18 protein-coding genes and 1 pseudogene are annotated in these 25,074 nt (G+C 66.0%); 9 read left to right on the forward strand and 10 right to left on the reverse strand.

Annotated features, from left to right (window positions below):
* Positions 1-261: 261 nt before the first annotated feature.
* The gene (locus RIN79_RS14440) at positions 262-822 is read right to left on the reverse strand and encodes a type 1 glutamine amidotransferase domain-containing protein (RefSeq protein WP_309085375.1); all 561 of its coding nucleotides are present in this window, start codon (positions 820-822) and stop codon (positions 262-264) included.
* Between the two features lie 150 nt (positions 823-972).
* Here RIN79_RS14440 and RIN79_RS14445 point away from each other — a divergent pair, with 150 nt between their 5' ends.
* From RIN79_RS14445 to RIN79_RS14465, 5 genes are all read left to right on the forward strand, one after another.
* The gene (locus tag RIN79_RS14445) at positions 973-1,341 is read left to right on the forward strand and encodes a bleomycin resistance protein (RefSeq protein WP_309085376.1); all 369 of its coding nucleotides are present in this window, start codon (positions 973-975) and stop codon (positions 1,339-1,341) included.
* A gap of 90 nt (positions 1,342-1,431) precedes the next feature.
* Positions 1,432-1,881, forward strand: a complete 450-nt coding sequence (locus tag RIN79_RS14450; protein WP_309085377.1) for a GNAT family N-acetyltransferase — start codon at positions 1,432-1,434, stop codon at positions 1,879-1,881.
* A gap of 181 nt (positions 1,882-2,062) precedes the next feature.
* Complete coding sequence (locus tag RIN79_RS14455) at positions 2,063-2,620, forward strand: AAA family ATPase (RefSeq protein ID WP_309085378.1); 558 nt, start codon at positions 2,063-2,065, stop codon at positions 2,618-2,620.
* 210 nt (positions 2,621-2,830) lie between these two features.
* Complete coding sequence (gene pstS, locus RIN79_RS14460) at positions 2,831-3,901, forward strand: phosphate ABC transporter substrate-binding protein PstS (RefSeq protein WP_309085379.1); 1,071 nt, start codon at positions 2,831-2,833, stop codon at positions 3,899-3,901.
* Between the two features lie 66 nt (positions 3,902-3,967).
* On the forward strand, positions 3,968-5,692 hold the full coding sequence (locus RIN79_RS14465; protein ID WP_309085380.1) for a Na/Pi symporter: 1,725 nt from the start codon (positions 3,968-3,970) through the stop codon (positions 5,690-5,692).
* A 217-nt stretch (positions 5,693-5,909) separates the two neighbouring features.
* Here RIN79_RS14465 and RIN79_RS14470 read toward each other — a convergent pair whose 3' ends face one another.
* The 5 genes and pseudogenes from RIN79_RS14470 to RIN79_RS21585 form a co-directional block, all read right to left on the reverse strand.
* Entirely contained in the window at positions 5,910-9,785 is a 3,876-nt protein-coding gene (locus RIN79_RS14470; protein WP_309085381.1) for a vitamin B12-dependent ribonucleotide reductase, read from the reverse strand.
* Positions 9,786-10,345: 560 nt separating this feature from the next.
* On the reverse strand, positions 10,346-10,723 hold the full coding sequence (locus RIN79_RS14475; protein ID WP_309085382.1) for a hypothetical protein: 378 nt from the start codon (positions 10,721-10,723) through the stop codon (positions 10,346-10,348).
* On the reverse strand, positions 10,720-12,870 hold the full coding sequence (locus RIN79_RS14480; RefSeq protein WP_309085383.1) for a hypothetical protein: 2,151 nt from the start codon (positions 12,868-12,870) through the stop codon (positions 10,720-10,722). The genes RIN79_RS14475 and RIN79_RS14480 overlap by 4 nt, the downstream gene beginning before the upstream one ends.
* Positions 12,871-13,014: 144 nt before the next feature.
* On the reverse strand, positions 13,015-14,148 hold the full coding sequence (locus RIN79_RS14485; RefSeq protein WP_309085384.1) for an adhesin: 1,134 nt from the start codon (positions 14,146-14,148) through the stop codon (positions 13,015-13,017).
* Positions 14,149-14,283: 135 nt separating this feature from the next.
* Positions 14,284-14,490: pseudogene (locus RIN79_RS21585) on the reverse strand (hypothetical protein); the annotation flags it as partial.
* Between the two features lie 472 nt (positions 14,491-14,962).
* Here RIN79_RS21585 and RIN79_RS14490 point away from each other — a divergent pair.
* Entirely contained in the window at positions 14,963-16,111 is a 1,149-nt protein-coding gene (locus RIN79_RS14490; RefSeq protein WP_309085385.1) for a helix-turn-helix transcriptional regulator, read from the forward strand.
* Positions 16,112-16,132: 21 nt separating this feature from the next.
* Here RIN79_RS14490 and RIN79_RS14495 read toward each other — a convergent pair whose 3' ends face one another.
* The 4 genes from RIN79_RS14495 to erpA form a co-directional block, all read right to left on the reverse strand.
* Entirely contained in the window at positions 16,133-17,677 is a 1,545-nt protein-coding gene (locus RIN79_RS14495) for an anion permease (protein ID WP_309085386.1), read from the reverse strand.
* Between the two features lie 117 nt (positions 17,678-17,794).
* Positions 17,795-18,283, reverse strand: coding sequence for an NUDIX hydrolase (locus tag RIN79_RS14500; RefSeq protein WP_309085387.1), 489 nt, complete (start codon positions 18,281-18,283; stop codon positions 17,795-17,797).
* A gap of 128 nt (positions 18,284-18,411) precedes the next feature.
* Complete coding sequence (gpt, locus tag RIN79_RS14505) at positions 18,412-18,909, reverse strand: xanthine phosphoribosyltransferase (RefSeq protein WP_309085388.1); 498 nt, start codon at positions 18,907-18,909, stop codon at positions 18,412-18,414.
* Positions 18,910-19,035: 126 nt separating this feature from the next.
* On the reverse strand, positions 19,036-19,386 hold the full coding sequence (gene erpA / locus RIN79_RS14510) for an iron-sulfur cluster insertion protein ErpA (protein ID WP_309085389.1): 351 nt from the start codon (positions 19,384-19,386) through the stop codon (positions 19,036-19,038).
* 70 nt (positions 19,387-19,456) lie between these two features.
* On the opposite strand from erpA, the gene RIN79_RS14515 reads away from it, so the two are divergent.
* The 3 genes from RIN79_RS14515 to RIN79_RS14525 all read left to right on the forward strand — a co-directional run bounded on the left by RIN79_RS14515 (position 19,457) and on the right by RIN79_RS14525 (position 25,018).
* Positions 19,457-20,677: a deoxyguanosinetriphosphate triphosphohydrolase gene (locus RIN79_RS14515; RefSeq protein ID WP_309085390.1), complete on the forward strand. Its 1,221-nt coding sequence runs from the start codon at positions 19,457-19,459 to the stop codon at positions 20,675-20,677.
* Positions 20,678-20,737: 60 nt separating this feature from the next.
* Complete coding sequence (argS, locus tag RIN79_RS14520) at positions 20,738-22,495, forward strand: arginine--tRNA ligase (protein WP_309085391.1); 1,758 nt, start codon at positions 20,738-20,740, stop codon at positions 22,493-22,495.
* 90 nt (positions 22,496-22,585) lie between these two features.
* Complete coding sequence (locus RIN79_RS14525) at positions 22,586-25,018, forward strand: SPOR domain-containing protein (protein ID WP_309085392.1); 2,433 nt, start codon at positions 22,586-22,588, stop codon at positions 25,016-25,018.
* The last annotated feature ends 56 nt before the right edge of the window (positions 25,019-25,074 follow it).

Raw genomic sequence — 25,074 nt, forward strand, 5'->3', positions numbered from 1 at the left:
CTGTCGCGGGCCCTCATCATGCCTCCAGGTACCGATCCCTGGAGGGGGAGGTTGCCGCCGCTCTCCCGAACACCCGGTGCGCATCCGGTTCCCGCAAGAGCGATGGGACGGATTGTAAGAGGGCTGCCGGGGGTGGGGATAAATTTTCCGGCGAAAAAATGCAGAAATCGCGCAGGGGCTTGTTCGTGCTTGTGAAAATTTTTCGCGTCGAGGCGGCGGGGCAAGATCCATCCCCGCCGCCCGCCCGAAATGGCCGCTCCGTCAGGCGGCGCGGCGCTCGTGCCGGCCTTCTCTGATCTCTTCGGCGAGCTTCTCGCAGAAGGCGTCGAGGTCACCGGGATTACGGCTGGTCACCAGCCCCTGGTCGGTGACGACCTCGCTGTCCTCCCAGCGGCCGCCGGCATTCATCACATCGGTCTTGATCGAGTGATAGGAGGTGACGCGTCGGCCCTTGACGATGCCGGCCTCGACCAGGAGCCAGGGCGCATGGCAGATGGCGCCGATCACCTTGCGGTCGGTCCAAAAGCTCTTCACGAAGTCGATTGCCTTTTGCTCAACGCGCAGGAGATCCGGGTTGATCTGGCCGCCCGGCAGCACGAGGGCGTCGTAGTCCTCCGGCCGTGCCTCATCCAGCGTCCTGTCGACGGGGACGGGCCGCCCCCAATCCTTCTCGTCCCAGCCCTTGATCTCGCCGCGTTCGAGCGAGACGACGTGAACCTCCGCGCCCGCCTCCCGCAGTTTCGTCAGCGGGACTTCCAGCTCGGACTGCTCGAATCCGTGGGTTGCGAGAATGGCAACGCGCTTTCCGGAAATATCCTGCATGGTACTCTCCATTGTTCGGGGGATTTGTCCGCCGAACGGAGAGGGGGAGGCGTGTGTTCCCGGACTTCCTGACTCCAAGCGCGGCCGGCGCAGATTGACAGGGCTTGCCGGCCGGGGGCAAGGTCGCGAGCCCAGCGGAGGAACGCGGAGATGAGCAGCTACGCCACGCCGAACCTGCCGGCGCGCGATTTTTCGGAGACGGCGCGCTTTTATGCGCCGCTTGGCTTTGCGGAGACTTGGCGCGACGAGGGCTGGATGATCCTCGTGCGGGACGGCATCACGCTCGAATTCTTCCACCACCCGGAGGTGGACCCGCTGACAAGCTGGTTCAGCTGCTGCCTCAGGCTCGACGATCTGGATGAGTTTTATGCCCTGTGCCGGGAGGCGGGCATTCCCGAGGCGCGCCAGGGGCAGCCGCGGCTGCATCCGCCGCGGGTGGAGGACTGGGGCGGCCGGGCGGCCGCGCTGATCGACCCCGACGGCACGCTCCTGCGGCTGATCCAGAACCGGACGGGGTGAGCGCGGCCCGAGCGTAAACCTGAGGGATTCTTGCCCGGCGGCTGCGCTGCCGGTGCCTGGAACGGAGCCTTGCAAGAAAGGACGAGCCGAATGCCCTATGAATTGCGCGCGGTCCGGTCCGCTGAGGACTGGCGTCACCTCCACGAGATCCGCCGCAGCGTGCTTTTCACGCCGGAACGGCATGCGGACGTGGAGTATGATGAGAACCATCCCGACGACCGCGCGGAGGGAAACATCCCCCTCCTGCTTCTTTTCGAGAGCCGCCCCGTCGGCGTCGTCCGGCTCGACGTCAGGGGCGAGGCCGCGATCGTCCGGCTCGTGGCGGTCATCGCGAGCGAGCGGGGCAGGGGGCATGGCAGAATTCTTGGCGCGCTCGTTGAGGAGGAGGCAAGGCGCCGCGGCGCAAGAACCCTGTTCGTGAACGCGGCCCCGGACGCGGTCGGCTACTATGAGAAGGTGGGATGGCGCCGGTTCGATTGGAACACGAGCGAGCTTCAGGGTATCGCCCAGGACTGTGTGCAGCTCAGGAAGGACCTTTAGACCGACATTCCACGAAGGCGGCGAGATTTCGAGCGTGGATTTCAGCCCCACGTCCTGGTCCTCGCTGGCTCTCGGGCGGCACGTCCTCGGCCGTGATGTCACCTGCGTACCGCGATTACGGACGCAAAGCTCCAGGTCACTCCTCATCTCGCCGGCAAAGGCCAGCTCCACGAAATCAAAGGTGACCGCCCAACAATGCGCTGATGTGTATAACAACGGGAAAAAGATGCCTCTCGTAATTCTGATCGGTGCCTCGGGGTCGGGGAAGACTACTATCGCCAAAGCGATCGAGGGCCGCTATCCCGATCGCATCCGTGTGTTTTATTTCGATCGGATTGGCGTCCCGTCCGCAGAAGAAATGATTGCGGAATATGGGTCCGGCGAGGGCTGGCAGCGGGCCAAGACCATCGACTGGATGGCGAAACTGGCCGAGATCAGCAGGTCGGGGCAGAACGTGCTGTTTGAAGGCCAGACGCGGCTTTCGTTCATAGAGGAAGGCGCTTGGGCGGCAGGTGGAACTTCCTATGTTCCGGTCCTGGTGGACTGCGACGACGAGACCAGAACAAAGCGCCTGCAATTCGAACGAAACCAGCCCGAGCTGGCGAATGCCGACATGATGAACTGGGCGCGCTATCTACGTGTCGAGGCCGAGAAGAATTGCTGCGCGATCCTCGATACTTCTGCCCTGTCGCTGGAGGAAAGCGTCGAGCGCATCGTCTCGGTGTTTAGAACGATCTGACACCGGGCCAGCACGGCTCCAGCAGACGACATTCCTTCGATCTCGGTAACGCCTCGACTTAGCCCAGCTCGGACTCGACGCTTAGCCCGACGCCCAACGGTTCACACGGATGTCATGCCCACTGCTTAGAGAGTAGCCAGGCGGGTGGCGTGGGGGTCGGGCGTGCAGGCGGTATCAGCGTTTCTTGGTCGAGAGCGTAGGCTTTCCTCATTGCGGTTCGACGCAGGGCGGTTTTTCGGCCGCGCCTGGCTAGCTTTGGCGGTCGCGGCCGGCCTCGTGTCGCCGGCGGCGGCGCAGGCCGTTCAAGGGTCGGGTTCCACCTTTGCCCAGCCTATCATCAGCACCTGGGCGCGGGATTTCCTGCGCGACCGCGCGGACGGAAACGACTTCGTGGCCAATGAAGGCGGGATCGATTACGAGCCCGTAGGTTCCTTGGCCGGCATTCTGAGGCTGAGCCAGCCGGAGGTCGATTTCGCCGCCTCGGACGCGCCTCTTCCGCCCGAGGAAGTTGAGAAGCGGGGGCTGGCGCAGTTTCCCATCGTGCTCGGCGGGCTCGCGGCGGTGGCCAATCTGGACGGCTTGCGCGCGGGCGAGCTCAGGCTCGACGGCGTGGTCCTGGCGGAAATCTATCTGGGCAGGATCACGCGCTGGAACGATCCGGCGATCGCGCGGATCAATCCTGAGCTCCAGCTGCCGGATCAGCCGATCAGCGTCGTCCATCGCTCCGACGGGTCGGGCTCGACGCTTACCTGGACCCGCTTCCTGTCCGCTTCAAGCCAGGAGTGGCGCGAGAAACTTGGCGCCGACACGCTGATCGACTGGCCGACTGGGATTGCGGCAAAGGGCTCCTCCGGCGTCATCGAGGCGATCCGCAACACGCGAGGCGCCATCGGCTACGTGGAATTCGGCCAGGTGGTGCGTGCCGGCCTTGCCTATGCGCAGATCCGCAACCGCGCAGGAAGCTTCGTCACTCCCAGCCCGGAGAGCTTCGCGGCCACGGCCAGTGCCGCGGACTGGGATCCGGCCAAGGATTTCTACGTCCACCTGACCGATGTGGACGCGGCGGATGCTTATCCTCTTGCCGCGGCGACATTCGTTCTGATGCACCGCAGGGAGCGCTCGGCAGCACGCACGCGCCGCACGCTCGCATTCCTTTCCTTTGCGCTCGACAAGGGCGCGCCGACAGCCGCCGCGCTCGGTTATGTGCCGCTGCCGGATGACCTGGTGGCGAAGGTTAAGGACCATTGGCGCGCTGCCCTTCCGGGCGCCGCGGAATACTAGCCGGGACGGCGCCGCAGAAGCGGCCGGCCGCCCGAAACAATCCAAGACCACGTGGGGACAGGGGTCATGCAAGTCGACTATTTCAGAGACATCATCGTTCCGGTGATCGGGGGCCTCGGCATCTTCCTGCTGGGACTTGAATTCATGTCAAACGGCATCCAGGCGCTGGCCGTCAACCGGATGCGCAGCCTGCTCGGCAAGGTGGCGGGCACGCCGGTCAAGGGCGTGCTGGCGGGGACCTTCATCACCGGCATTCTGCAGTCGTCGACAGCCATGACCGTGATGGTCGTCGGCCTCGTCAATGCGGGGGTGGTGGCGCTGCGGCCGGCGATCAGCGTCATCATGGGCGCCAATATCGGCACAACCCTCGGCAACGGCCTGATCGCCCTGCCGCTGGGGCCGCTCGGCCTGCTTTTCGCCGGGGTTGCTGCGCTCATCTACGTCTTCTCCAAGAACGAGAAGACGCGCAATATCGCGCTCGCCTGCATGGGCTTCGGCCTGATCTTCTACGGTCTCAACCTGATGACCGGCGGATTGAAGCCGCTGCGCAACATGCCGGAGATCATGGAGCTCATCTCCGGGCTGAACGCCCAGAGCTTCGGCGGCCTTCTTGCCTGCGTTCTGACCGCCGCCGCCATCACGGCGCTGATCCACTCCTCCTCCGCCACCATCGGCATCGTCATGGGGCTGGGGGCGGCGGGCGTGCTGGACTGGCAGACGGCGGTGGCCTTCTCGCTCGGCGCCGATCTCGGGACGACGATCACGTCCTGGATGGCCTCGCTCAGCCTGTCGAAGAACGCCAAGCGCGCCGCCTACGCCCATATTTCCTTCAACGTCATCGGCGTGGCGGTGATGCTGCCGCTGTTCTTCCTGTCCATGCAGCTCCTGGAATACGCGATGCAGTGGTTCGGCGGGAACCCCGGAACGCCGGTGATGGTCGACGGCAAGGAGACCTTCCCGCTGGTGCCGGTGGCGATCGGCCTTTATTCGACCGCCTTCAACATCTTCAACACGATGCTTCTCTTCCCCTTTGTCGGCGTGTTCGAGCGCTTCCTGGCCCGCATCGGCCGCAGCGACGAGGAGATGATGGAGGACTACTCGACCCCGAAATATCTCGACCGCTCGATCTCGTCGGATCTGGTGAAGGCCGTGCCGGCGGTGCAGAACGAGACGCTGCGCGATCTGCGGGCCGGGGCGGTTTTCCTCGACATCGCGCGCAATGCCAAGGGAGCGCCGGCCGATCCCGGCGAGCATTTTACGGCGATCGACATCCTGAACCGGGACATCCGCTCCTATTCGGCCTCGCTTTTTCGCGACGACATGCCCTATGACCAGCTCGACCTGGTTGCGAGCCTCATCGAGGAGGCGGACTTCACGGCGAGCCTTGCCGAGGCGCTGCATCAGGTCGCGCGCCGGGTGAAGCGGGAGAATTTCGGTCCGCTGGCGCGCGAAATCGTCAACGCCGCGCTCGACAGGCTGGATCACGTGATGCGCACCATCATGCCGGCCGGCGGACTGGACATGCCGGCGCTGCCTGCCGGTCACGTGCAGCTGGCGACCGTGGAGGATCTGCGGTCCAAAACGCTGCGCGCGCGCATCAGCTCCGCGGAGCGGGGCGCCATCCTGGCCATTCTGGGCAGTGTCGAGCGCGCCGAGCTCCTGATCAAGCGCATTGACGACGAGCGCCGGTCCGTGAACCGGGCCGCCGTGCTGGCGCGCGTGGCCGAAGCGGGCCGCTCGACCGGGCGCATGGCTCCGGCCGGGGACGTCAGCCCAGTTCCGGCGGAGTAGTTGGCTAAAGAGAAGGGGCGTCTCCTTCGCGATCACGCGGGGACGCCCTTCCTGCCGGGCGCGACATCGTCAGACAGCTTGCCAGCCACTGTGACGCGGCCGGATTTCTTCGGATGCTTTTATTGGCGATGGCTGCCCTGGTTGCAACCAGATACCAGCCATCCGCCTCGATGAGGCGGATGGTGTCTCGAACAGTCTTGCGTGGCGGCATGGCCGCTCATGAGCACCCGCTGGTCGCCCCGCAGGTGTCGCATTTCTCGCAGGTGCCGTTGCGGACCATCGTGAAGTTCTGGCACTCGGAGCACATGTTGCCCGTATAGCCCTGCGCAATAGCCTGCGCCCGGCGGTGGGATTCCACCTTCTTGGCTTCCGCGGCCTCGCTGGCGGCGCTTTCGGTGAAGAGGGCGTTCACTTGCGCTCCGCTATGGCTCCGCGCGTTCGTCGCTTCGGAAGCCAAATCGTTGGCTTCCGATCGGTCTTCGACCGACCGCTCCTCACCCTCCTCGACGATTTCTTCGGCAAGCTCCCTGGCGCGCTCCTCATAGTCGCGGCGGAAGGCGGTTGCTTCCTCCTGCAGGCCCTGGTGAGTGGGCTTCAGCGCCGTGACCGTGGCTCCGGACGAGATGGAGCGGATGTTCGATGTGGCCGAAGCCATGGGCGCGGTGCGCGCCGGGGCAGGGGAGGCGGACGAAAGCTCGCCCTTCGGGTCGGTCTTGCCCGCCACCACCTTGAACGGCGTGGCGCCGCGCGTCAGACCCTTGGAGAAGGGGAGCGCCTTGCCCTCGGTGATGCCGCGTCCGAGCGCCGTCTTGTCGAAGTCGGACGTGTCCACATGGGCAAGGTCGTTGCGGCCGAGATAGGAGATCGCCAGCTCGCGGAAGATATAGTCGAGGATCGAGGTGGCGTTCTTGATGGCGTCGTTGCCCTGCACCATGCCGGCCGGCTCGAACTTGGTGAAGGTGAAGGCCTCCACATATTCATCGAGCGGCACGCCGTATTGCAGGCCGAGCGAGATGGCGATGGCGAAATTGTTCATCATCGCGCGGAAGGCGGCGCCTTCCTTGTGCATGTCGATGAAGATCTCGCCGAGGCGGCCGTCGTCGAACTCGCCGGTGCGAAGATAGACCTTGTGGCCTCCGACCACCGCCTTCTGGGTATAGCCCTTGCGGCGGTTGGGCAGCTTTTCGCGGTCGCGGTAGAGGCGCTCCACAACGCGCTCGACGATCTTCTCGGTGACCTGCGTCGCGCGCGCGGCCATGGGCTGGGCGACGAGGGCTTCCATCGCATCCTCCTCGTCTTCCTCCTCATCGGCGATGAGGGAGGAATTGAGCGGCTGCGAAAGTTTCGAGCCGTCGCGGTAGAGCGCGTTGGCCTTCAGCCCCAGCTTCCAGGAGAGCATATATGCGTTCTTGCAATCCTCGACCGTCGCCTCGTTGGGCATGTTGATGGTTTTCGAGATGGCGCCGGAGATGAAGGGCTGCGCCGCCGCCATCATGCGGATGTGGGATTCGACCGACAGATAGCGCTTGCCGATCTTGCCGCAGGGATTGGCGCAGTCGAAGACGGGCAGGTGCTCGTCCTTGAGGTGCGGTGCGCCCTCAAGGGTCATGGCGCCGCAGACATGGATGTTGGCGGCGTCGATCTCCTTCTTGGAGAAGCCGAGGGCGGGCAGAAGCTCGAAGGAGAAATCGTCAAGCTGCTCCTGGGTGAAGCCGAAGGTCTCCTTCAGCCAGTCGGCGCCGAGCGTCCACTGATTGAAGGCGAATTTGATGTCGAAGGCCGACTTCAGCGCCTCGTTCAGCGCCTCGATCTTCTCGTCGGTGAAGCCTTTGGCCTTGAGCGTGGAAGGGTTGACCCCCGGCGCCTGGTTCAGATTGCCATGGCCGACGGCGTAGGCCTCGATCTCGGCGATCTGGGCTTCGGAATAGGCGAGGGTGCGGAGAGCCTCCGGGACGGCGCGGTTGATGATCTTGAAATAGCCGCCACCGGCAAGCTTCTTGAATTTCACCAGCGCGAAGTCGGGCTCGATGCCGGTCGTGTCGCAGTCCATGACGAGACCGATCGTGCCGGTGGGCGCAATGACGGTAGCCTGCGCATTGCGGTAGCCGTGCTTTTCACCCAGCTCCAGCGCACGGTCCCAGGCGGCACGGGCATGCGCCGGGAGGTCGGGATCGGGGCAGTCTTCCGCCTTGAGGGGAACCGGGTTGACCGACAGCTTCTCATAGCCGTCCGAAAGGCCGTGGGCGGCGCGGCGATGATTGCGGATGACGCGCAGCATGGCTTGAGCATTTCGCTCATAATCGGGGAAAGCACCGAGCTCGGCGGCCATCTCGGCCGATGTGGCATAGGCGACGCCGGTCATGATGGCGGTGAGCGAGGCGCAGATGGCGCGGCCCTCGTCGGAGTCATAGGGGATGCCGGAGGTCATCAGGAGGCCGCCGATATTGGCATAGCCGAGGCCGAGCGTGCGGTATTGGTATGAGAGCTGCGCGATCTCCCTGGACGGGAACTGCGCCATCATGACGGAGATCTCGAGCACGATTGTCCACAGGCGCACGGAGTGCTCGTAGGCCGCGACGTCGAACTTGCCGTCCTTGCCGCGATAGGGCAGCAGGTTGATGGACGCCAGATTGCAGGCCGTGTCGTCCAGGAACATGTATTCCGAACACGGATTGGAGGCCCGGATCGGCCCGCCTTCCGGCGAGGTGTGCCAGTCGTTCATGGTCGTGTTGAAGTGCAGGCCCGGATCGGCCGATGCCCAGGCAGCGTAGCCGATCTTTTCCCACAGGTCGCGGGCTTTGAGGGTCTTGGCCGGCTTGCCGTCGATGCGGCGGATCAGCGTCCAGTCACCATCGTTCTCGACCGCGCGCAGGAAATCGTCCTTGAGCGAGACGGAATTGTTGGAGTTCTGGCCGGAGACGGTGAGATAGGCCTCCGAATCCCAGTCGAGGTCGTAGGTCTTGAACTCGATCTGCGTGTAGCCCTGGCGCGCGAACTGGATGACGCGCTTGATATAGTTTTCGGGCACCGCGTTCTTCTTTGCGGCCTTGATCTCGCGCTTCAAAGCCGGGTTTTTCGCCGGATCGAAGCAGTCGTCGCCGTCGCCCTCGCAGTTGATGCAGGCCTTCATGATCGCGCTCATGTGCTGGCGGACGATCTTGGAGCCGGTGACGAGGGAGGCGACCTTCTGCTCCTCGTTCACCTTCCAGTCGATGAAGGCCTCGATGTCGGGATGGTCGGCGTCGACGATCACCATCTTGGCCGCGCGGCGCGTGGTGCCGCCGGACTTGATGGCGCCGGCGGCGCGGTCACCGATCTTGAGGAAACTCATCAGGCCGGACGACTTGCCGCCGCCCGACAGCTTCTCGCCCTCGCCGCGCAGCTGGGAAAAATTGGAGCCGGTGCCGGAGCCGTATTTGAACAGCCGCGCCTCGCGCACCCACAAATCCATGATGCCGCCCTCGTTGACGAGGTCGTCGGCAACGGACTGGATGAAGCAGGCATGCGGCTGCGGGTGCTCGTAGGCGGATTTCGACTTGGTCAGCTTCTTGGTGAAGGGGTCGACGTAATAATGGCCCTGGCCAGGGCCGTCGATGCCATAGGCCCAGTGAAGCCCGGTGTTGAACCATTGCGGCGAGTTGGGCGCCACGCGCTGCGTGGCGAGCATGTAGGAGAGCTCGTCCATGAAGGCTTGGGCGTCGGCTTCGCTATCGAAATAGCCGCCCTTCCAGCCCCAATAAGTCCAGGTGCCGGCAAGGCGCGAAAAGACCTGGCGGGCGTCGGTCTCGGAGCCGTAGCGCTGATCCTCGGGGAGGGCGGCCAGCGCCGCCTCGTCCGGCACGGAGCGCCAGAGGAAGGAGGGGACGGAGTTCTCTTCGACCCGCTTCAGGCGCGCGGGCACGCCGGCCTTGCGGAAATATTTTTGCGCCAGAATGTCGGCGGCGACCTGGCTGAACTGCGCGGGGACGTCGATGTCCGCCAGCCGGAAGACGATCGAGCCGTCCGGGTTCTTGATCTCGCTCACGGCCTTGCGGAAGGGAATCTCCGCATAGGGAGACTGGCCTTCCTTGGTGAACCGACGTTCAATGCGCATCTTCTTCCCTCTTCGATCCTATATATAGCGTCCGCCGCGACGCAATGCCCGTAACATCCCGCCCACCGGACGGCTCAACTTAGCCACTGCTGCCAGCTCCTGAAGCAAGGCAGCAGCCAAACCCGTTTCCCGCCTTCCCATTCGCAGTCCGAACGGCCCGCGGGAGAGGCCAGGGCAGCCAGGCCGGGGCCGGCGTAATCGTTCTCCGCATGGAGGAAACAACATCATATGGTGTTCATCGTAGCCTGTAAACGCTAAATATAGCGTTAATGGACGGTTTTGCCACCATGCGCCCCCGCCGCACGAAGACACGCCATCTCCGCCCGCGGCGGCGACGGGCGCAAGCACAGAAATACGGGTTTTGTTGAACTGAACGACCTGTCCGACTTTTCGGAGGCGCCCGCTGGCAGGCGCTCCTCGACCATAGAAAACGACTCGCCCTAGCGCGTCAAGGATTCGTTCTTGTAAGTTTTGTGACCGCTAGATGTTGTATGCCCCGCATGTGGATATCGGGGACGGCGCGAATGGCCGCTTGCGATCCGGAAGCGGCCGAAACGGGCCTATCGGGCCGGTTGCGGCGACCCCCGCAGCAGTCGTTCGGCGCGCGGGGCGGCGCTTGCGGGAACGCAGCTGATCGAGCCGATCGCGTTCGGCCCATAGACCACATAGCCGCTTCCCGAAGGTGGCGTATGGGGTGCGGTGACCGGCAGATAGACATAGCAGACGCTCCCCTCAACGGGATCGCGCAGGCGCTGGATGATGGTGTCCCGCAACGGGCCGGCGAATGTCGCCTCAAGCTCCATGCGGGGCATCTGCTCCCAGTTTTGCTGCTGTGCGGCGGCATGGGGCGCGGCTGCGGAGAGGGCGAGCGCAAGCCCGCAGGCGCGAAGGAGGCGCCAGCGCGGCGCAGCGGATCGGGCAGCCGCCCGCGTCGTCAAAACTCCACCGCCAGGCCGACGCGCCCGATATGCTCGTCGCCGCCTCCATAGCCGTAGGAGCCGTGCAGGACCGTCAGCAGCTGCGTGTCCAGCCGGTGGGCAAAGCCCAGGCCGAGACCCACCTTGTCGCGATAGAAGGAGCTGTTGAAGGAGAGGGTGGTCTTGCCCGGCGCCGAGGGCATAATTACGGGGGCGAGGGCGGCGACTGCGGCAAGGCCGCCGCGGCTCTCCTCGCGCAGTTCCGCCACCTCGCCGCCAACTCCGGAAAGGGCGCTGTTCAACTGCCCGACCGTCGCGGCGTCCGTGGCGGCCACGCCGGGCGCGACATTCGCGATGCGGCGTTCGGCGCCGGCCGCGCCGACGGACACAGTGTTGGCCTGAGTGGCGATCGAGCCTGACCCGATGGCGACGGAGTTGGCGGCCGTCGCCGTGGCTCCCGGCCCGAGGGCGGCGCTGTTCGTTCCCGTGGCGGTGGCAGCATCGCCGAAGGCAGTGCCGCCATTGGCCGCCTGCGCGCCGACGCCGACAGCCACCGAGCCGGTGGCCACGGCGCCCCTGCCTATCGCGATGGCGTTGACGCCGCTGGAAGAAGCGCCCCAGCCGACCGCCACCGCTCCCCCGGCGGTGGCAGCGGCCTGGGCGCCTAGCGCGAGGGAGTTGTCGCCGCTCGCTCGGGCCTGGTAGCCGGCGGCGGTAGCCTGCTCGCCATGCGCGCCGGCAATGTTGTTGCCCGAGCCATCGTCGAGGAAGCCCGTGCCAAGCGCGACTGCGTTGATGCCCGTCGCGGCACTGGACGCGCCGAAGACCGAGCTCCCGTCGCCGATCGCCGAGCTTGCCTCGCCAAACGCCGAGCTACTGCTTCCCCCTGCAACACTGAACGCCCCAAAGGCAGAGCTTCCCAACCCCTCCGCAGTACTGCTGGCGCCGAAAGCCGAGCTAACGAAGCTGTTAGCGCTGCTTCCGGCGCCATAGGCGGAACTTCCCAGGCTCAGGGCGCTGCTATGATAGCCGTAGGCCGAACTCGAAACGCCACTGGCGCGAGCCTGATACCCCGCGGCGGTGGTGTTCGAGTCGCGTGCGCCGGCGATATTGTTGCCGGAACCGTCATCAAGGAAACCGGTGCCGATCGCGGTCGAGTTGCTTCCTTCCGCGATAGAGGCGGTACCGAACGCCGAGCTGTAGTCGCCGATTGCATTGGCAGCGGCGCCGATCACGTTGCCCGCAGCGTCATACATCGCTCCGCCGACGGCGGTGCTGCTGATTCCCGTTGCCTGCGCGCCGAGACCGCCTGGCTCGGAGTTGCCGCCGATAGCGGTGGTACCGTGCCCATTTGCATCCGTGCGAGCGCCGAGCGACGTGCTGCCGATCCCACTGGCCGCGCTGAGCTCGCCGTAGGCGGAGCTACTGTCGCCGCTGGCATTGCTTTGAAGACCATAGGCCGAGCTGAAGTCCCCTATCGCCATGCTCCTATCGCCGAACGCTGAGCTCGAGAAGCCGCTCGCACTGCTTCGATAGCCGACAGCCGTGCTAATTTGGCCAGTTGCGCTACTCAGGTGTCCATATGCTGAGGTATTGGCACTGCCTGCTTGACTTCCGGAACCGGCAGCCGTGCTGCCCGAGCCGTTGGCGGTGCTGCTTACGCCAAAAGCCGAGCTGTAGTCGCTGTTTGCCGTGCTGTCGGTGCCTACAGCCGTGCTGTAGCGGCCGCTTGCCTGGGCTGCAGAGCCGATGGCTTCGCCCATATTGTTAAACATCTGGCCGCCGATCGCGGTGCTGCTGATACCCGTCGCCTGCGCACCATTTCCCTCGCCAAAACCAGCGCCGACGGCGGTAGCGCCTTCCTGGCTAGCTGTCGTGCGCCCGCCGATCGCAGTGCTGCGATCACCGCTCGCCGTGCTCCCGAACCCAAAGGCGGACCCAACGTCTCCGCTCGCCTCGCTGTTGGCACCGTAGGCCGAACCGAGGGTGCCACTGGATACGCTTTCAAAACCGCAGGCCGTCTTCAGATCGTCTCCGCCGTCGTCACCCGCAGGGTTCGGCCCCGCCCCTCCATTCGCACATTCCACCGCCAGGGCCGATTGCGGCGCGAGCACCGCGCCTGCAATAGCTCCCAGGAAAAATAAACCCAGAGTTCCGCGTCTTACCACAAAGCCCCGCGAGGCGGTCTCTGCACCCGAAGCTGGAGCATTCGCGGCAACGGCAGAACTGGCGGACAAGTTAGTGCGATATTTTCGTGTAGTCCCCATCTATCCCCCCATGAGCCGTACAGATGTCATCTGGCGGGCCGCCGCTCAAAACTCGCCCTGCAGGCCAACGCGTCCGCCATGCGCGGAGCCGCCGCCATAGGCGTAGCCGCCCGTGACCGCCAGCGGGAAGGGCGTGTCAAAGCGGTAGGCGAGCGAGCCGCCGACGCCGAATTCGCTGCGGAAGGCGGACGCATTGAGCGTCCAGCTCACCTTGCCCGGCGCCGAAGGCATGGGCGCTGCCGTCATGGCCATAGCCGCCGCTACGCCCTGGCGCGATTCCTCCCGCGTCTCCTCGATCTGCCCCTGAAGACCGCCGGCGAAACCCTGGAGCTGGCCCACGGTCGCGGCGTCGGTTGCGGCTATGCCGGGGGCGACATTGGTGATACGGCGCTCGGCCCCGGCAGCGCCAACGGACACAGTGTTGGCCTGAGTGGCCATCGAGCCTGACCCGATGGCGACCGAGTTGGCGGCAGTCGCCGTAGCTCCCGGCCCGAGAGCGGCGCTGTTCGTTCCCGTGGCGACGGCAGCATCGCCGAAAGCCGCGCCGCCATTGGCCGCCTGCGCGCCGGCGCCCACCGCCACGGAGCCGGTCGCCACGGCGCCCGTGCCGATGGCGATGGCGTTGGAACCGCTGGATTGAGCCCCCCAGCCGACCGCCACCGCTCCCTCGGCACTGGCGGCCGCCTGGGCGCCCAGCGCGAGCGAGTTCTCACCGCTCGCCCGGGCCTGGTAGCCGGCGGCGGTCGCGTAATCGGCATGCGCACCCGCAAAGTTGTTGCCCGAGCCATCGTCGAGGAAGCCCGTGCCCAGAGCGATTGCGCTGAGACCCGTCGCGGCACTGTTGGCGCCAATCGCCGAACTGAGCACCGCGTCGGCAATGCTGCCCGCCCCATAGGCAGAGCTTCCTAACCCTTCCGCAATACTGCTGGCGCCATAGGCCGAACTTTCCGGGCTGAGGGCGGTGCTATGATAGCCGTAGGCCGAACTGGAATCGCCGCTCGCGCGAGCCTGATAGCCCATGGCTGTGGCGCGGGCGTCGCGTGCGCCGGCAATATTGTTACGAGAGCCGTCATCACGGAAACCGGTACCGATTGCCGTCGAGTAGATTCCTTCCGCTATAGCGCCGGTTCCGAAAGCCGAGCTGTAGTCGCCGCTTGCATTGGCAGCAGCACTGAGCACCCCACCGTCACTATCATATCTCGCGCCGCCGACGGCGGTGCTGCTGATTCCCGTTGCCTGCGCGCCGAGACCGCCCGGCTCTGAGCTGCCGCCGACCGCGGTGGCACCATGCCCGCCGGCGTCTGCGCCAGCGCCGAGCGCCGTGCTGGCAACGCCCGTGGCCGTAGCAGCCAGGCCAAAGGCCGAGCTATCTGTGCCGCTCGCAATGCTAGTTATCCCGTAAGCCGAGCTGCTTTGGCCACTGGCCGTAGCACCGGGGCCAAAGGCCGAGCTTCCGTCGCCGGTAGCTGAACTCGAGGAACCATATGCCGAGCTAGATTCTCCGCTTGCCGTACTGAACAAGCCAAAGGCGGCGCTAGAGGCCCCGCTAGCTACGCTTGCAACGCCGTAGGCCGAGCTCTGAATTCCGCTTGCACGGCTGGAATATCCGTATGCTGAGCTGTAGTCCCCACTAGCGTTTGCGTCGGTACCGCACGCGACCGCGCCGGCGCCACCGGCCGTCGCGCCGCCGCCTCCGCCCGCCGTGCTGTCGCAAACGAATTGCGCCCGCGCCGGGGGCCCCGACGCCGAGAACTCCGACCGCTAGCGCCGTCGAGAGAAGATATCGATACGCCGTAGCCATTCAGCCCAACCCTTGTCCGCACCCTCTCCGCCGCTTGTGCCGGATGAAAGGCCGGCGCGCGGCCCGGATCGAAAGCTAGCCATTCGGGACCGGCCGGGCATCCTCCAAACGATTGATTTCGGCGCGCCAATTCTCTGATCCGGTGATAAGGTTTCTGCGCGCACTGCGCTTCGCCTGGGGGAGGGAACGGTGATGGCGGTTTCTCTTGCGCCCGAAATCTTTTCGGAGGTGGTGGGGGCGATCTATGATTGCGCCATCGACCGTGAGGCGTGGCCCAACGCGCTCACCCGCCTGCGTGAGGCGATGGGCTTCCACAACGCTGCGCTGGCGCTGCAGGCGCTTCCCTCGGGCGAGGTGCTGCTCAACGTCACCAGCGGCATCCCCGCGGACTATCTGGCGAGGATGCCGCACTATGGGGCCGACGTCGTCGAGCAGTGGGGTGGCGTGGAGGCCATGCGCAGCTATCCGCTGTACGAGCCGCTGGTGCTCTCGTGGATTCGCGAGCGGTCGCTTTGGGAAGGAAACCGGTACTACAACGAATGGGGCTTGCCCCAGGGCCTCGTCGACGGGATGGGAATCGGCGTAGCCCGCGATCCGGCCTCCGTGGGGTCCCTCGGTCTTGGCCGTCATCGGGATGCGGGGCCGATCACAGAGCGCGAGGTGGAACTCGCCCGTCTCTTCATTCCGCATTTGCAGCGGGCGGTGACGATAAGCCGGATCCTGGATATCAAGACCGTTTCCGTCGTCACGCTCGAGACGGTTCTCGATACGGTGGCCGCGGCGGTCATCCTCGTTGACGCCAATCTGGCGATCGTCCATGCCAACCGCGCGGCCTTGAAACTGTTTGCAGCCGGGGGCCCGATCGCGTCCGTCTCCGGCCGGCTGCAGGTGAGCGTGCCGGCAGCGGCGGCCGCCCTCCGGCTCGCTGTTGCGCAGGCGGTGGCTGATGAAGCGGCACTCGACGGCAAGGGGCTGGGCATCCCGCTCTCCCGGGACGGGGAGAAGCCGAGGCTGCTCTACGTCCTGCCGCTCGGCCACAGCGAATTGCGCGCCAGCCTTGTACCGCGCGCCGTCGCCGCGATTTTCGTCGCACCGCCCTTTTCTCCGCCTGCCAAGCCCCATGCCGCCCTGGCGGCCCTGTTCGGGCTGTCAGGCGCGGAATCCGCCGTGCTCGGCTGTATCGTGGCCGGCCGGAGCGTGAAGGAGACCGCGGAAAGCCTCGGCATCGAGATCAGCACGGTAAAGACACATCTCCACCGCATCTTCCAGAAGACCGACACGCGGCGGCAGGCCGAGCTCGTCAGCCTGGCCGCGTCCTATGCGCTGCCGATAGAGGAGTGACGCGGCCCGCGCCGGCGGCGGTCAGACGAAAGCGTCAAGCAGAACGAAGACCAAGGCGGCGAGCAGGGCGGAGGCGGGGACCGTCAGCACCCAGGCGGCAACGATGGTGCGCACATGGGCGCGCCGCACCAGCTTGCGGCGGGTGATCTCCTCGCGCGACAGTTTAGGCGCGGCGCGTATGTCCTTGACGGCGACGCGCTTTCCCCCGGCGGGTCGGCTGTTCTTCGCGCGCGCGTTCTTGCGCTCCAGATAGGCGCGGCGGCGCTTGGAATGGGCCGTGTACCACTCGCGGAAGAAGCCGACGCCGAAGACGGCGCCCACGGCGGTGTGGGTCGAGCTGATCGGAAGGCCGAGCCCGGAGGCGATGATCACGGTGATCGCCGCGGAAAGCGCGACGCAGAAGGCGCGCATCGGGTTCAGCTTGGTGATCTGCTCGCCGACCATGCGGATGAGCTTCGGGCCGAAGAGGACGACGCCGAGGGAGATGCCAAAGGCGCCGATGACCATGACCCAGATGGGAATGACGACCTCGCTGGTGACCGCATTCGCCTCGGCGGTGAAAACGATCGCCGCCAGCGGGCCGACCGCGTTGGCGACGTCGTTGGCGCCATGCGCAAAGGAGAGCAGGGCGGCGGAGATGACGAGCGGCAGGTTGAACAGCCGGCGCAGCGACTGGTTGCGGTTCTCCATGCCTTCCGACTGGCGCTGCACAAGGACGTGCGAGGCGGCCCAGACCAGCAGGAATGCGGCCAGGCCGAGCCCGGCCACCGTGCCGTTCCCCAGTTCGACGACCTGGCCCAGCCCCTTGGTCGCAAGATAGGCGGTGAAGGAGCCCGCCATGATGGCGATGAGCAGCGGCACCCAGCGGCGGGCCGCGGCGACCTTGTCATCCTGATAGATGATGAAGGTCTTGATGAAGGCGAGGAAGAGCGCCGCCACGATGCCGCCCGCGAGCGGCGAGACGACCCAGCTGGCGGCGATCTGCGCCATCACGGGCCAGTCGACAGCGCCAAATCCGGCCGCCATGATGCCCGCACCGACGACGCCGCCGACCACCGCATGGGTGGTGGAGACGGGCGCGCCGATCCAGGTGGCGAGATTGACCCAGAGGGCGGAGGAGAGAAGGCCCGCCAGCATGGCGCGGATGAAGATGGCCGGATCCCCGACCGCCTGCGGCTCGATGATGCCCTTGGAGATGGTGTCGACCACATCTCCGCCGGCAATGAGCGCGCCGGCGCTCTCGAACACGGCGGCGACCAGCAGGGCCGAACCCAGCGTCATGGCGCGGGCGCCGACCGCCGGGCCCATATTGTTGGCGACGTCATTGGCGCCGATGTTCAGCGCCATATAGGCGCCGACCGCCGCGGCGGCGACGACGATGACGGCGCGCGGCTCCCCGAACACGTAGACCGAGGCGAAGATGGTGGCCAGCGCCAGGAAGAGGACAGCGAGGCCGGGAGCGACCAGACCGCGCGCGACGAGGCTCGTCGCCTCCTCGACATAGACGAGCTTCTCGAGATCCTTGTCGAGCGTCTGCTTCTTGGCGTGTGCTGTGGTTTCGGTCATGGGCGGACAGATGGGATGCGGCGGCGCGGCGGCGGGCTCAAGGCCCTGGTCACCCGACTAGAGAATGCGGCCGCGGGGCACAAGCGCCCGGCGGCGAATAGCGGTGCAAAGCCCATCTCACGCGGCGATTTTGCGCGGATTGCCGTCGAAACCCGCGATAAGGGCGGCAAGCTCCGGCTCGTTGACCATGCGCCGCGCGTCCTCGCGTGCCACCCAGCGGCGGGTCCGCTTCTTCTTTTCCGGCCAGCGCCTCACCTCGCGCTTCACCTCCAGCGGGAAGACGGCGACCTCGCAGCGCCAGGTGAGGCCGGTCGGCATCTGCTTGCCGTAGAAATAGCGGCCGAGCTCGGCGCTGCTGGTCGTGCCTTCCACGCCCGCCTCTTCGAGCGCTTCCCGTGCGGCGGTCTCGGACAGCGACTCCCCGCCTTCCGGCCAGCCCTTCGGCAGCACCCAGCGCCCGGTTCCGCGGCTGGTGACGAGCAGCACCTCGACGTCACCGCCGGCGCGGCGCCAGGGGAGAGCGGCCGCCTGCACGCGCGGGGGGTTGCCGCCGAAAAGCCGGCGGAGCCGCTCGAAGATATTCAACCGGCCAAGCTGGCTGATCATCGCGTCCTTTCCGAATCGGGCCGCTACGGCGCAAGGCCGGCGGCAGGATATGCCGACCGCCGCGATAGGCAAATGAAAGCCGGCCCGCTTGGTTCCGTCGGGCGTCCGCAGGGGAAGAGTGGGAGGGGCTAGACGGCCTCGCCCTCGGCGATGGGCTTCTGATAGGAGAAGCCGAGGTCCCAGGGGAAGTAGATCCAGGTGTCCTGGGAGACTTCGGTGATGAAGGTGTCGACCAGCGGCCGGCCCTTCGGCTTGGCATAGACCGTGGCGAAATGGGCCTTCGGCATCATGGCGCGGACGATGGCCGCCGTCTTCCCGGTGTCGGTGAGGTCGTCGACGATGAGGATATCCTTGCCTTCGTCCTCCATGAGGGCGGGGGAGATCTCCTTCAGCAGCTTCAGCTCACCCTGTTCGGTGTAGTCGTGATAGGAAGCGATGCAGACGGTTTCGATCAGCCGGATGCCGAGCTCGCGGGCGATGACCGCGGCCGGCACCAGCCCGCCGCGCGTGATGCACACGATCGCCTTCCACCGGCCGTTGACGCCGGCCAGCCGCCAAGCAAGCGCGCGGGCGTCGCGGTGGAATTGGTCCCAGGAAACGGGGAAGGCTTTGTCGGGCAGGGCCATTCTCATGCACTCCTGAGCGGGGCGGGGAAAGCCCGCAGGGAATGCAGGGGGCATTAGCCGGAAAGGGAGGGCAAGCGCAAGCGGCCTGGGATTGCCATTTCCACAGCGATGCGGGGCGCCAAGAATTCAGATGGAGAAGCTCGTGCCGCAGCCGCAGGAGGCCACCGCATTGGGGTTCCTGATCTGGAAGGACTGTCCGATCAGGTCGTCGACGAAGTCGATGACGGAGCCGCCCATATAGACGAGGGAGAGGTCGTCGATCAGGACGGTCGCCCCGTCCTTCTCGATGACGGTGTCGTCGTCATTGCGGCCGTCCACGAGGTCGAATTTGTAGGAGAAGCCTGAGCAGCCGCCCCCCTCGACGGAGACGCGCAGCGCGATCTTGCCCGGCTCGGCGGCGAGGATCTTGACGATGCGCCTTGCCGCGGCCTCGGTCAGCTCGACGCCCTTCATCTCCGTCCTGGCATCAATGCCCATGGGATCACCTTGCCTTCATCCGAGTTGGATAGGTATGAACGGGCAGGCGGCGAGTCAACATGCGGCGGCGATGACGGGCCCGGCAAATCTCGATGGCATCGGCTTCGGCTATCGGCCGCGCGCGGCCTATGCCTGCGACCCCCTGCGCTCGCGCGGACGCCTCTATGCCGAGCCGGAAAGCCGCACGCGCACGCCGTTCCAGCGCGACCGCGATCGCATCATCCATTCCACCGCCTTCCGGCGGCTGAAGCACAAGACGCAGGTCTTCATCGCCCATGAGGGCGACCATTACCGCACCCGGCTCACCCACTCGATTGAGGTGGCGCAGATCGCCCGTGCCCTGGCGCGCGCCCTGTGCGTCGACGAGGACTTGGCCGAGGCGATCGCGCTGGTGCACGATTTCGGCCACACGCCGTTCGGCCATACGGGCGAGGAGGCGCTGAACGAGAAGATGGCGCCGTGGGGCGGCTTCGACCACAATGCGCAATCCCTGCGCGTCGTCACGCGGCTGGAACGGCGCTATGCGGAGTTCGACGGGCTCAACCTTTCCTGGGAAACGCTTGAGGGCCTGGTCAAGCACAACGGGCCGCTTACCGATGCGGACGGCCGGGGGCTGGCGGGGCCGGTGCCGCCGGCGATCCTCCATTATTCGGAACTGCACGACCTGGAACTGCACCGCTTCGCCAGCATCGAGGCCCAATGCGCGGCGATCGCCGACGACATCGCCTACAACGCGCACGACATCGACGACGGCTTGCGGGCAGGCCTGCTGACGCTCGACATGCTGCGCGAGGTGACGCTGCCCGGCAGCATCCTGAAGGCGGTGAAGGAGCGCTTTCCGCATCTCGATCCGGTGCGTACGGGCCATGAGCTGATGCGCAGGCAGATCACGCTCATGGTCGAGGATGTGATCGCCAATGCCAGGGCCAATCTGCAGAGCCTGAATCCGGACTCGGCGGACGCGGTGCGCGATGCCGGCCGCACCCTCGTCGCCTTTTCGCCCGCCATGGCCGCGGAGGAAAAGGAGCTGAAAGCCTTCCTCTACCGCAATCTCTACCGCCACTCCTCGGTGCTCGCGGTGCGCGGGGCGGCGGACCAAATCGTGCGCGACCTCTTCGACGCCTATTTCGCCGATCCACGGGAAATGCCGGAAGGCTGGCGTGAGGGGCTGGACCGCGCCGAGGAGCGGATCCGGGCGAGGGACGTCGCCGATTTCCTCGCCGGGATGACCGACACGTATGCGCTGAAGGAGCACGAGCGCCTGTTTGACCGCACTGCCGATTTGCGTTAGGGCGCTTGCGGCTTGAAAGCGGCGCCGCCGCGTTGATTTATTGATCCGGAATTGGGTTTCATGAACATCTTTGCCGATTTCTCCGATCGGGTGGCGAAGGCCGTAACCGCACTCGGCCTGAGGGCCGCCGATGGCGGCGATCTCGACCTGTCGCGCCTGACCGTCGAGCCGCCGCGCGATCCGAGCCATGGGGACCTTGCCACCAATGCGGCGATGGTGCTGGCCAAGCAGGCGGGCGAAAACCCCCGAGCGCTCGGCGAAAAGCTCGCCGCGCATCTGCGGCAGGATCCGGATGTGGCGGAGGCGAGCGTGGCCGGACCCGGCTTCGTGAACCTGCGGCTCGGCAACGGGTTCTGGCAGGCGCGGCTCGGCGAGATGCTGGATTTGGGCCGGGACTACGGCCGCTCGCGCAGCGGCGCAGGCCGCAAGGTGAACGTGGAATATGTGTCGGCAAACCCGACCGGGCCGATGCATGTGGGCCATTGCCGCGGCGCGGTGGTGGGCGACGCCCTGGCCAATCTGCTCGCCTTCGCCGGTTATGACGTGACGCGCGAGTATTACATCAACGATGCCGGCGCGCAGGTGGATGTGCTGGGGCGCTCGGTGCTGCTGCGCTACCGCGAGGCGCTGGGCGAGGACATTGGCACGATCCCCGAGGGACTTTATCCGGGCGACTATCTCGTGCCGGTCGGAAAGGCGCTGGCTGAGGAATACGGGACAAAGCTCCTGGAAATGCCCGAGCCGGAGGCGCTGGCGATTGCCAAGGACAAGGCGATCGGCGCGATGATGGCGATGATCCGCGAGGACCTTGGCGCGCTCAACGTGCATCACGAGGTCTTCTTCTCGGAGCGCTCGCTGCATGCCGGCAATGGCGGTACGATCCGCTCGGCCATCAACGACCTCACCCTCAAGGGGCATGTCTACAGGGGCAAGCTGCCGCCGCCGAAGGGACAGCTGCCGGAGGACTGGGAAGATCGGGAGCAGACCCTGTTCCGCTCCACCCAGGTGGGCGACGACATCGACCGGCCGCTGATCAAGTCGGACGGCACCTTCACCTATTTCGCCGCCGACGTGGCCTATATGAAGGACAAGTATTCGCGTGGCTTCGAGCACCTGATCTACGTGCTCGGCGCCGACCACGGCGGCTATGTGAAGCGGCTGGAGGCGCTGGCCCGTGCCATTTCCGACGGCAAACTGCATTTGACCGTGCTGCTCTGCCAGCTGGTCAAGCTGTTCCGCAACGGCGAACCCGTGCGCATGTCGAAGCGCTCGGGCGAGTTCGTCACGCTGCGCGATGTGATCGACGAGGTCGGGCGCGATCCCGTCCGCTTCATGATGCTCTACCGCAAGAGCGATGCGCCGCTCGATTTCGACTTCGCCAAGGTGACGGAGCAGTCGAAGGACAACCCCGTCTTTTATGTGCAGTACGCCTCCGCGCGCTGCCATTCCGTTTTCCGCCAGGCACGCGAGCAACTGGGCGTGCGGGAGATCGAGCGCCCGGCGCTGCGTGCCTCTCTCCACCGGCTGGAGGACGAGGGTGAGATGGCGGTCATCCGCAAGCTGGCCGAATATCCGCGCCTGATCGAAAGTGCAGCCCAGGCGCTGGAGCCGCACAGGCTGGCATTTTACCTGTATGATCTTGCCAGCCAGTTCCACGCGCAGTGGAATCGTGGCTCCGAGACGGAGCAGTTACGATTTGTTAAAGTTAACGACCCAGAGTTGACATATGCCAGGCTGGGTCTGGTGCAGGCTGTTTGCGATGTCGTAGCGTCAGGACTGGCGCTCGTGGGGGCGGAGGCTCCGACGGAGATGCGCTGATCGCGGCCAGATACTGTCACCATTTGCCCACATTGCGCTGGTAGCCAACTGCAAGCATGACGTCGCCGGCGTCCGACCGGGTGTGGGAAAATGGCTGAAAGCATCTTCAAGACGAATTTCAAACTCGATCTGGCGCAGGACGATCCTTTCGCCGAACTCACGCGGATCATGGGGGACGATCCGCGGCTGGAGGCGCAGAAGCGCCAACAGCAGCCGGCGGAGGATTTCGCCATTGATCTTGAGAACGAGCTGCTCGGCGGCGCGGCCAACGACCTTGAAGCCCACCAGCCGACCGAGGCGGACCTCATCGCCTGGCGCCAGGCGCTCGATGCGGTTCGGCCGCAGCAGCAGGCCCCCTCGGATTTCGACAGCACGCTTGACGCCATGCTGGAAGACGCACTGTCGGATCAGGGTGAGGCTTGGGAGGCTTCCGCGGATGACGCCCAGCACGTGAGGGCGGCCGACCAGCCGCTCCAGATCGAGGAGGCCTCCTGGTCGTCCCAACCCGATCTTCCGGCGAGCGACTTCCCTGCCGCCGCTGCTGGCGGCGAGCTGCGGGAAGAGGGAGTTCAGTCCTATCCGGCTGAATACGAGCCTGAGGGCCAGGACGAGGAGCCGCTCGTCGAACGCGCCGAAGCCCACGACTATTCTGATGGGGCTGCCGAGAGCGAGACGCCCTTCGACTATGCCAGGGCGCTCGCGGGACGCCCCCAGCTTTTCGACGAGGGGCAGTCCCGGTCGGACGAACAAGCGCCCCAGCCCTATGACAGCGCCCCCTCGGACGAGGCGTGGAACTGGGACGAGGAACTTCCGCAAGAGCCGCACCAGCACCAGGTAGAGGACTGGCTTCCTCAACTCGCCGCGTCCTCCGCGGTGGCCACACATCACCAGTGGCAATATGCCGAGGCGGGCCAGCAAGCGGAGCCGGCCGGCCATTCCCTGACGCCCTTCGAAGAGGACGGCCCGCCGGAGCTTGAAACGGTCGATGTGCCGGAAGACACGCTTGCGCTTGCCGATCAGCTCGACATCCCGGAGGTTCCCTATCGGGAAGAGGTGAAGCCTGCGGCCGAATTCGACGAGATCGAGGAGATGCTTGCCGGCGCCTTTGGCGAGGCGGCGGAACAGCCCGATGCGGCCGGCGACCTGTGGGCCGAGACCAGCCCGGCCAACACCCCGCCGGCACAGCAGTTCTCCCTGGAAGACGATTTCCACCTGAACGATTTCGACGCGACAGCCCCTATGGCCGGGCGTCCGGCCGCCGCGGGATTCGCGGACAACTGGGATCAGGCCGAGGATGGCCCGGCGCCATCTGCCGCGACGCGGACTCCGGCCGCGGCCAGGTTGCCGCGCATGAGCTCTAGGCTGATGATGACGGCTGCGGCCATCGGGGGGGTCGTTATTCTCGGCGGCGCGACTGTTTTTGCTCTCTCCTTCGGTGGCGATGGCGAGCCGGTGGTGCTTTCCGCCGATGCTTCGCCTGTGAAGGTGCGGCCGGAAAACCCCGGCGGTATCCAAATTCCGAACCAGGAGAACCCCGTCTACAAGCGGGTGACCGGCGACCAGGCGGCCGCCAATCCCGAGCAGCCGCGCCTGATCTCCGCGGCGGAGGAGCCCGTCGACCTGTCGCTGCCGGATGATGACGAGATCGCTTCTTCCGAGGAACCGGCGCCCGTCGAGGAAAACGTGGCGCTCGCGCCTGCCGAAGAGCAGGGCGCCGGAACCCAAGAAGCCGAGGCGACGGGAGAGCGGCTGGTCAATCCGATGGTAGAAGAGAGTGCCGACAATGGCGGCCTGGCGGTGACGCCGCGCCGCGTGCGCTCCTTCGTCGTCCGTCCCGACGGAACCATGGTGCCTCGCGAAATCCCGACGCCGCAGCCCGCGGCAGCCGAGACCGGTCCGGCCGAAGCGGCTCCGGCGGAGCCTTTGCAGACCGCTGCGGCCCAGGACCCCACATCAACGGGCACGACGCCCGCCGAGCAAGGACAGCCGCAGGGCGAGCCTGGCTCGCTGACAGCCCCTGCCGACGCGGCTCGGATGGCTGGTACGGATGCCCCCGCGGCAGCCTCCGCCGAAAACACCGCGCCGGCCTCCATTCCAAGCACCGGCCCGATTCCCCCCTCGCGGCCGGCCAATCTCGCGCCGGCCGAGCAGCCGCAGCAGGTGGCCTCGGCGCCCCCCGTCCAGCCGCAGCGAACGCAGCAAGCCGCGCAGCCGGCACAGCAGCCCACTCAGGTCGCCGCCCTGCCCAGCCAGAACGGGGGCAATGCCGCCTCCGCCTCTTCGGAGTGGTCGGTGCAGATCTCCTCACAGCCCACGGTGGAAGGCGCTCAGCAGTCCTACCAGCAGCTTGCGCAGCGCTTCGGAAACATGCTGCAAGGCCGCGGCGTCAATATCGTCAAGGCCGAGATCGAGGGGAAGGGCACTTTCTACCGCGTGCGGATACCGTCCTCGTCCAAGGACGACGCGATAAAGCTCTGCTCCCAGCTGAAAGCATCCGGCGGCACCTGCTTCGTGTCGCGATAGGCGCTGTTCTTGTCTGCCCGCAAAAAAGCCGCCGCTCCCGCGGCGGCTTTTTTTGT

The organism is Chelativorans sp., assembly GCF_031180965.1.
Classification (GTDB): domain Bacteria; phylum Pseudomonadota; class Alphaproteobacteria; order Rhizobiales; family Rhizobiaceae; genus Chelativorans.

Bases quoted from the DNA above. Each gene is read 5' to 3' on its own strand.
- RIN79_RS14440 (WP_309085375.1), bottom strand. From the start codon at position 822: ATGCAGGATATTTCCGGAAAGCGCGTTGCCATTCTCGCAACCCACGGA.
- RIN79_RS14445 (WP_309085376.1), top strand. From the start codon at position 973: ATGAGCAGCTACGCCACGCCGAACCTGCCGGCGCGCGATTTTTCGGAG.
- RIN79_RS14450 (WP_309085377.1), top strand. From the start codon at position 1,432: ATGCCCTATGAATTGCGCGCGGTCCGGTCCGCTGAGGACTGGCGTCAC.
- RIN79_RS14465 (WP_309085380.1), top strand. From the start codon at position 3,968: ATGCAAGTCGACTATTTCAGAGACATCATCGTTCCGGTGATCGGGGGC.
- RIN79_RS14470 (WP_309085381.1), bottom strand. From the start codon at position 9,785: ATGCGCATTGAACGTCGGTTCACCAAGGAAGGCCAGTCTCCCTATGCG.
- RIN79_RS14490 (WP_309085385.1), top strand. From the start codon at position 14,963: ATGGCGGTTTCTCTTGCGCCCGAAATCTTTTCGGAGGTGGTGGGGGCG.
- RIN79_RS14495 (WP_309085386.1), bottom strand. From the start codon at position 17,677: ATGACCGAAACCACAGCACACGCCAAGAAGCAGACGCTCGACAAGGAT.
- RIN79_RS14500 (WP_309085387.1), bottom strand. From the start codon at position 18,283: ATGATCAGCCAGCTTGGCCGGTTGAATATCTTCGAGCGGCTCCGCCGG.
- gpt (WP_309085388.1), bottom strand. From the start codon at position 18,909: ATGGCCCTGCCCGACAAAGCCTTCCCCGTTTCCTGGGACCAATTCCAC.
- erpA (WP_309085389.1), bottom strand. From the start codon at position 19,386: ATGGGCATTGATGCCAGGACGGAGATGAAGGGCGTCGAGCTGACCGAG.
- RIN79_RS14515 (WP_309085390.1), top strand. From the start codon at position 19,457: ATGACGGGCCCGGCAAATCTCGATGGCATCGGCTTCGGCTATCGGCCG.
- argS (WP_309085391.1), top strand. From the start codon at position 20,738: ATGAACATCTTTGCCGATTTCTCCGATCGGGTGGCGAAGGCCGTAACC.
- RIN79_RS14525 (WP_309085392.1), top strand. From the start codon at position 22,586: ATGGCTGAAAGCATCTTCAAGACGAATTTCAAACTCGATCTGGCGCAG.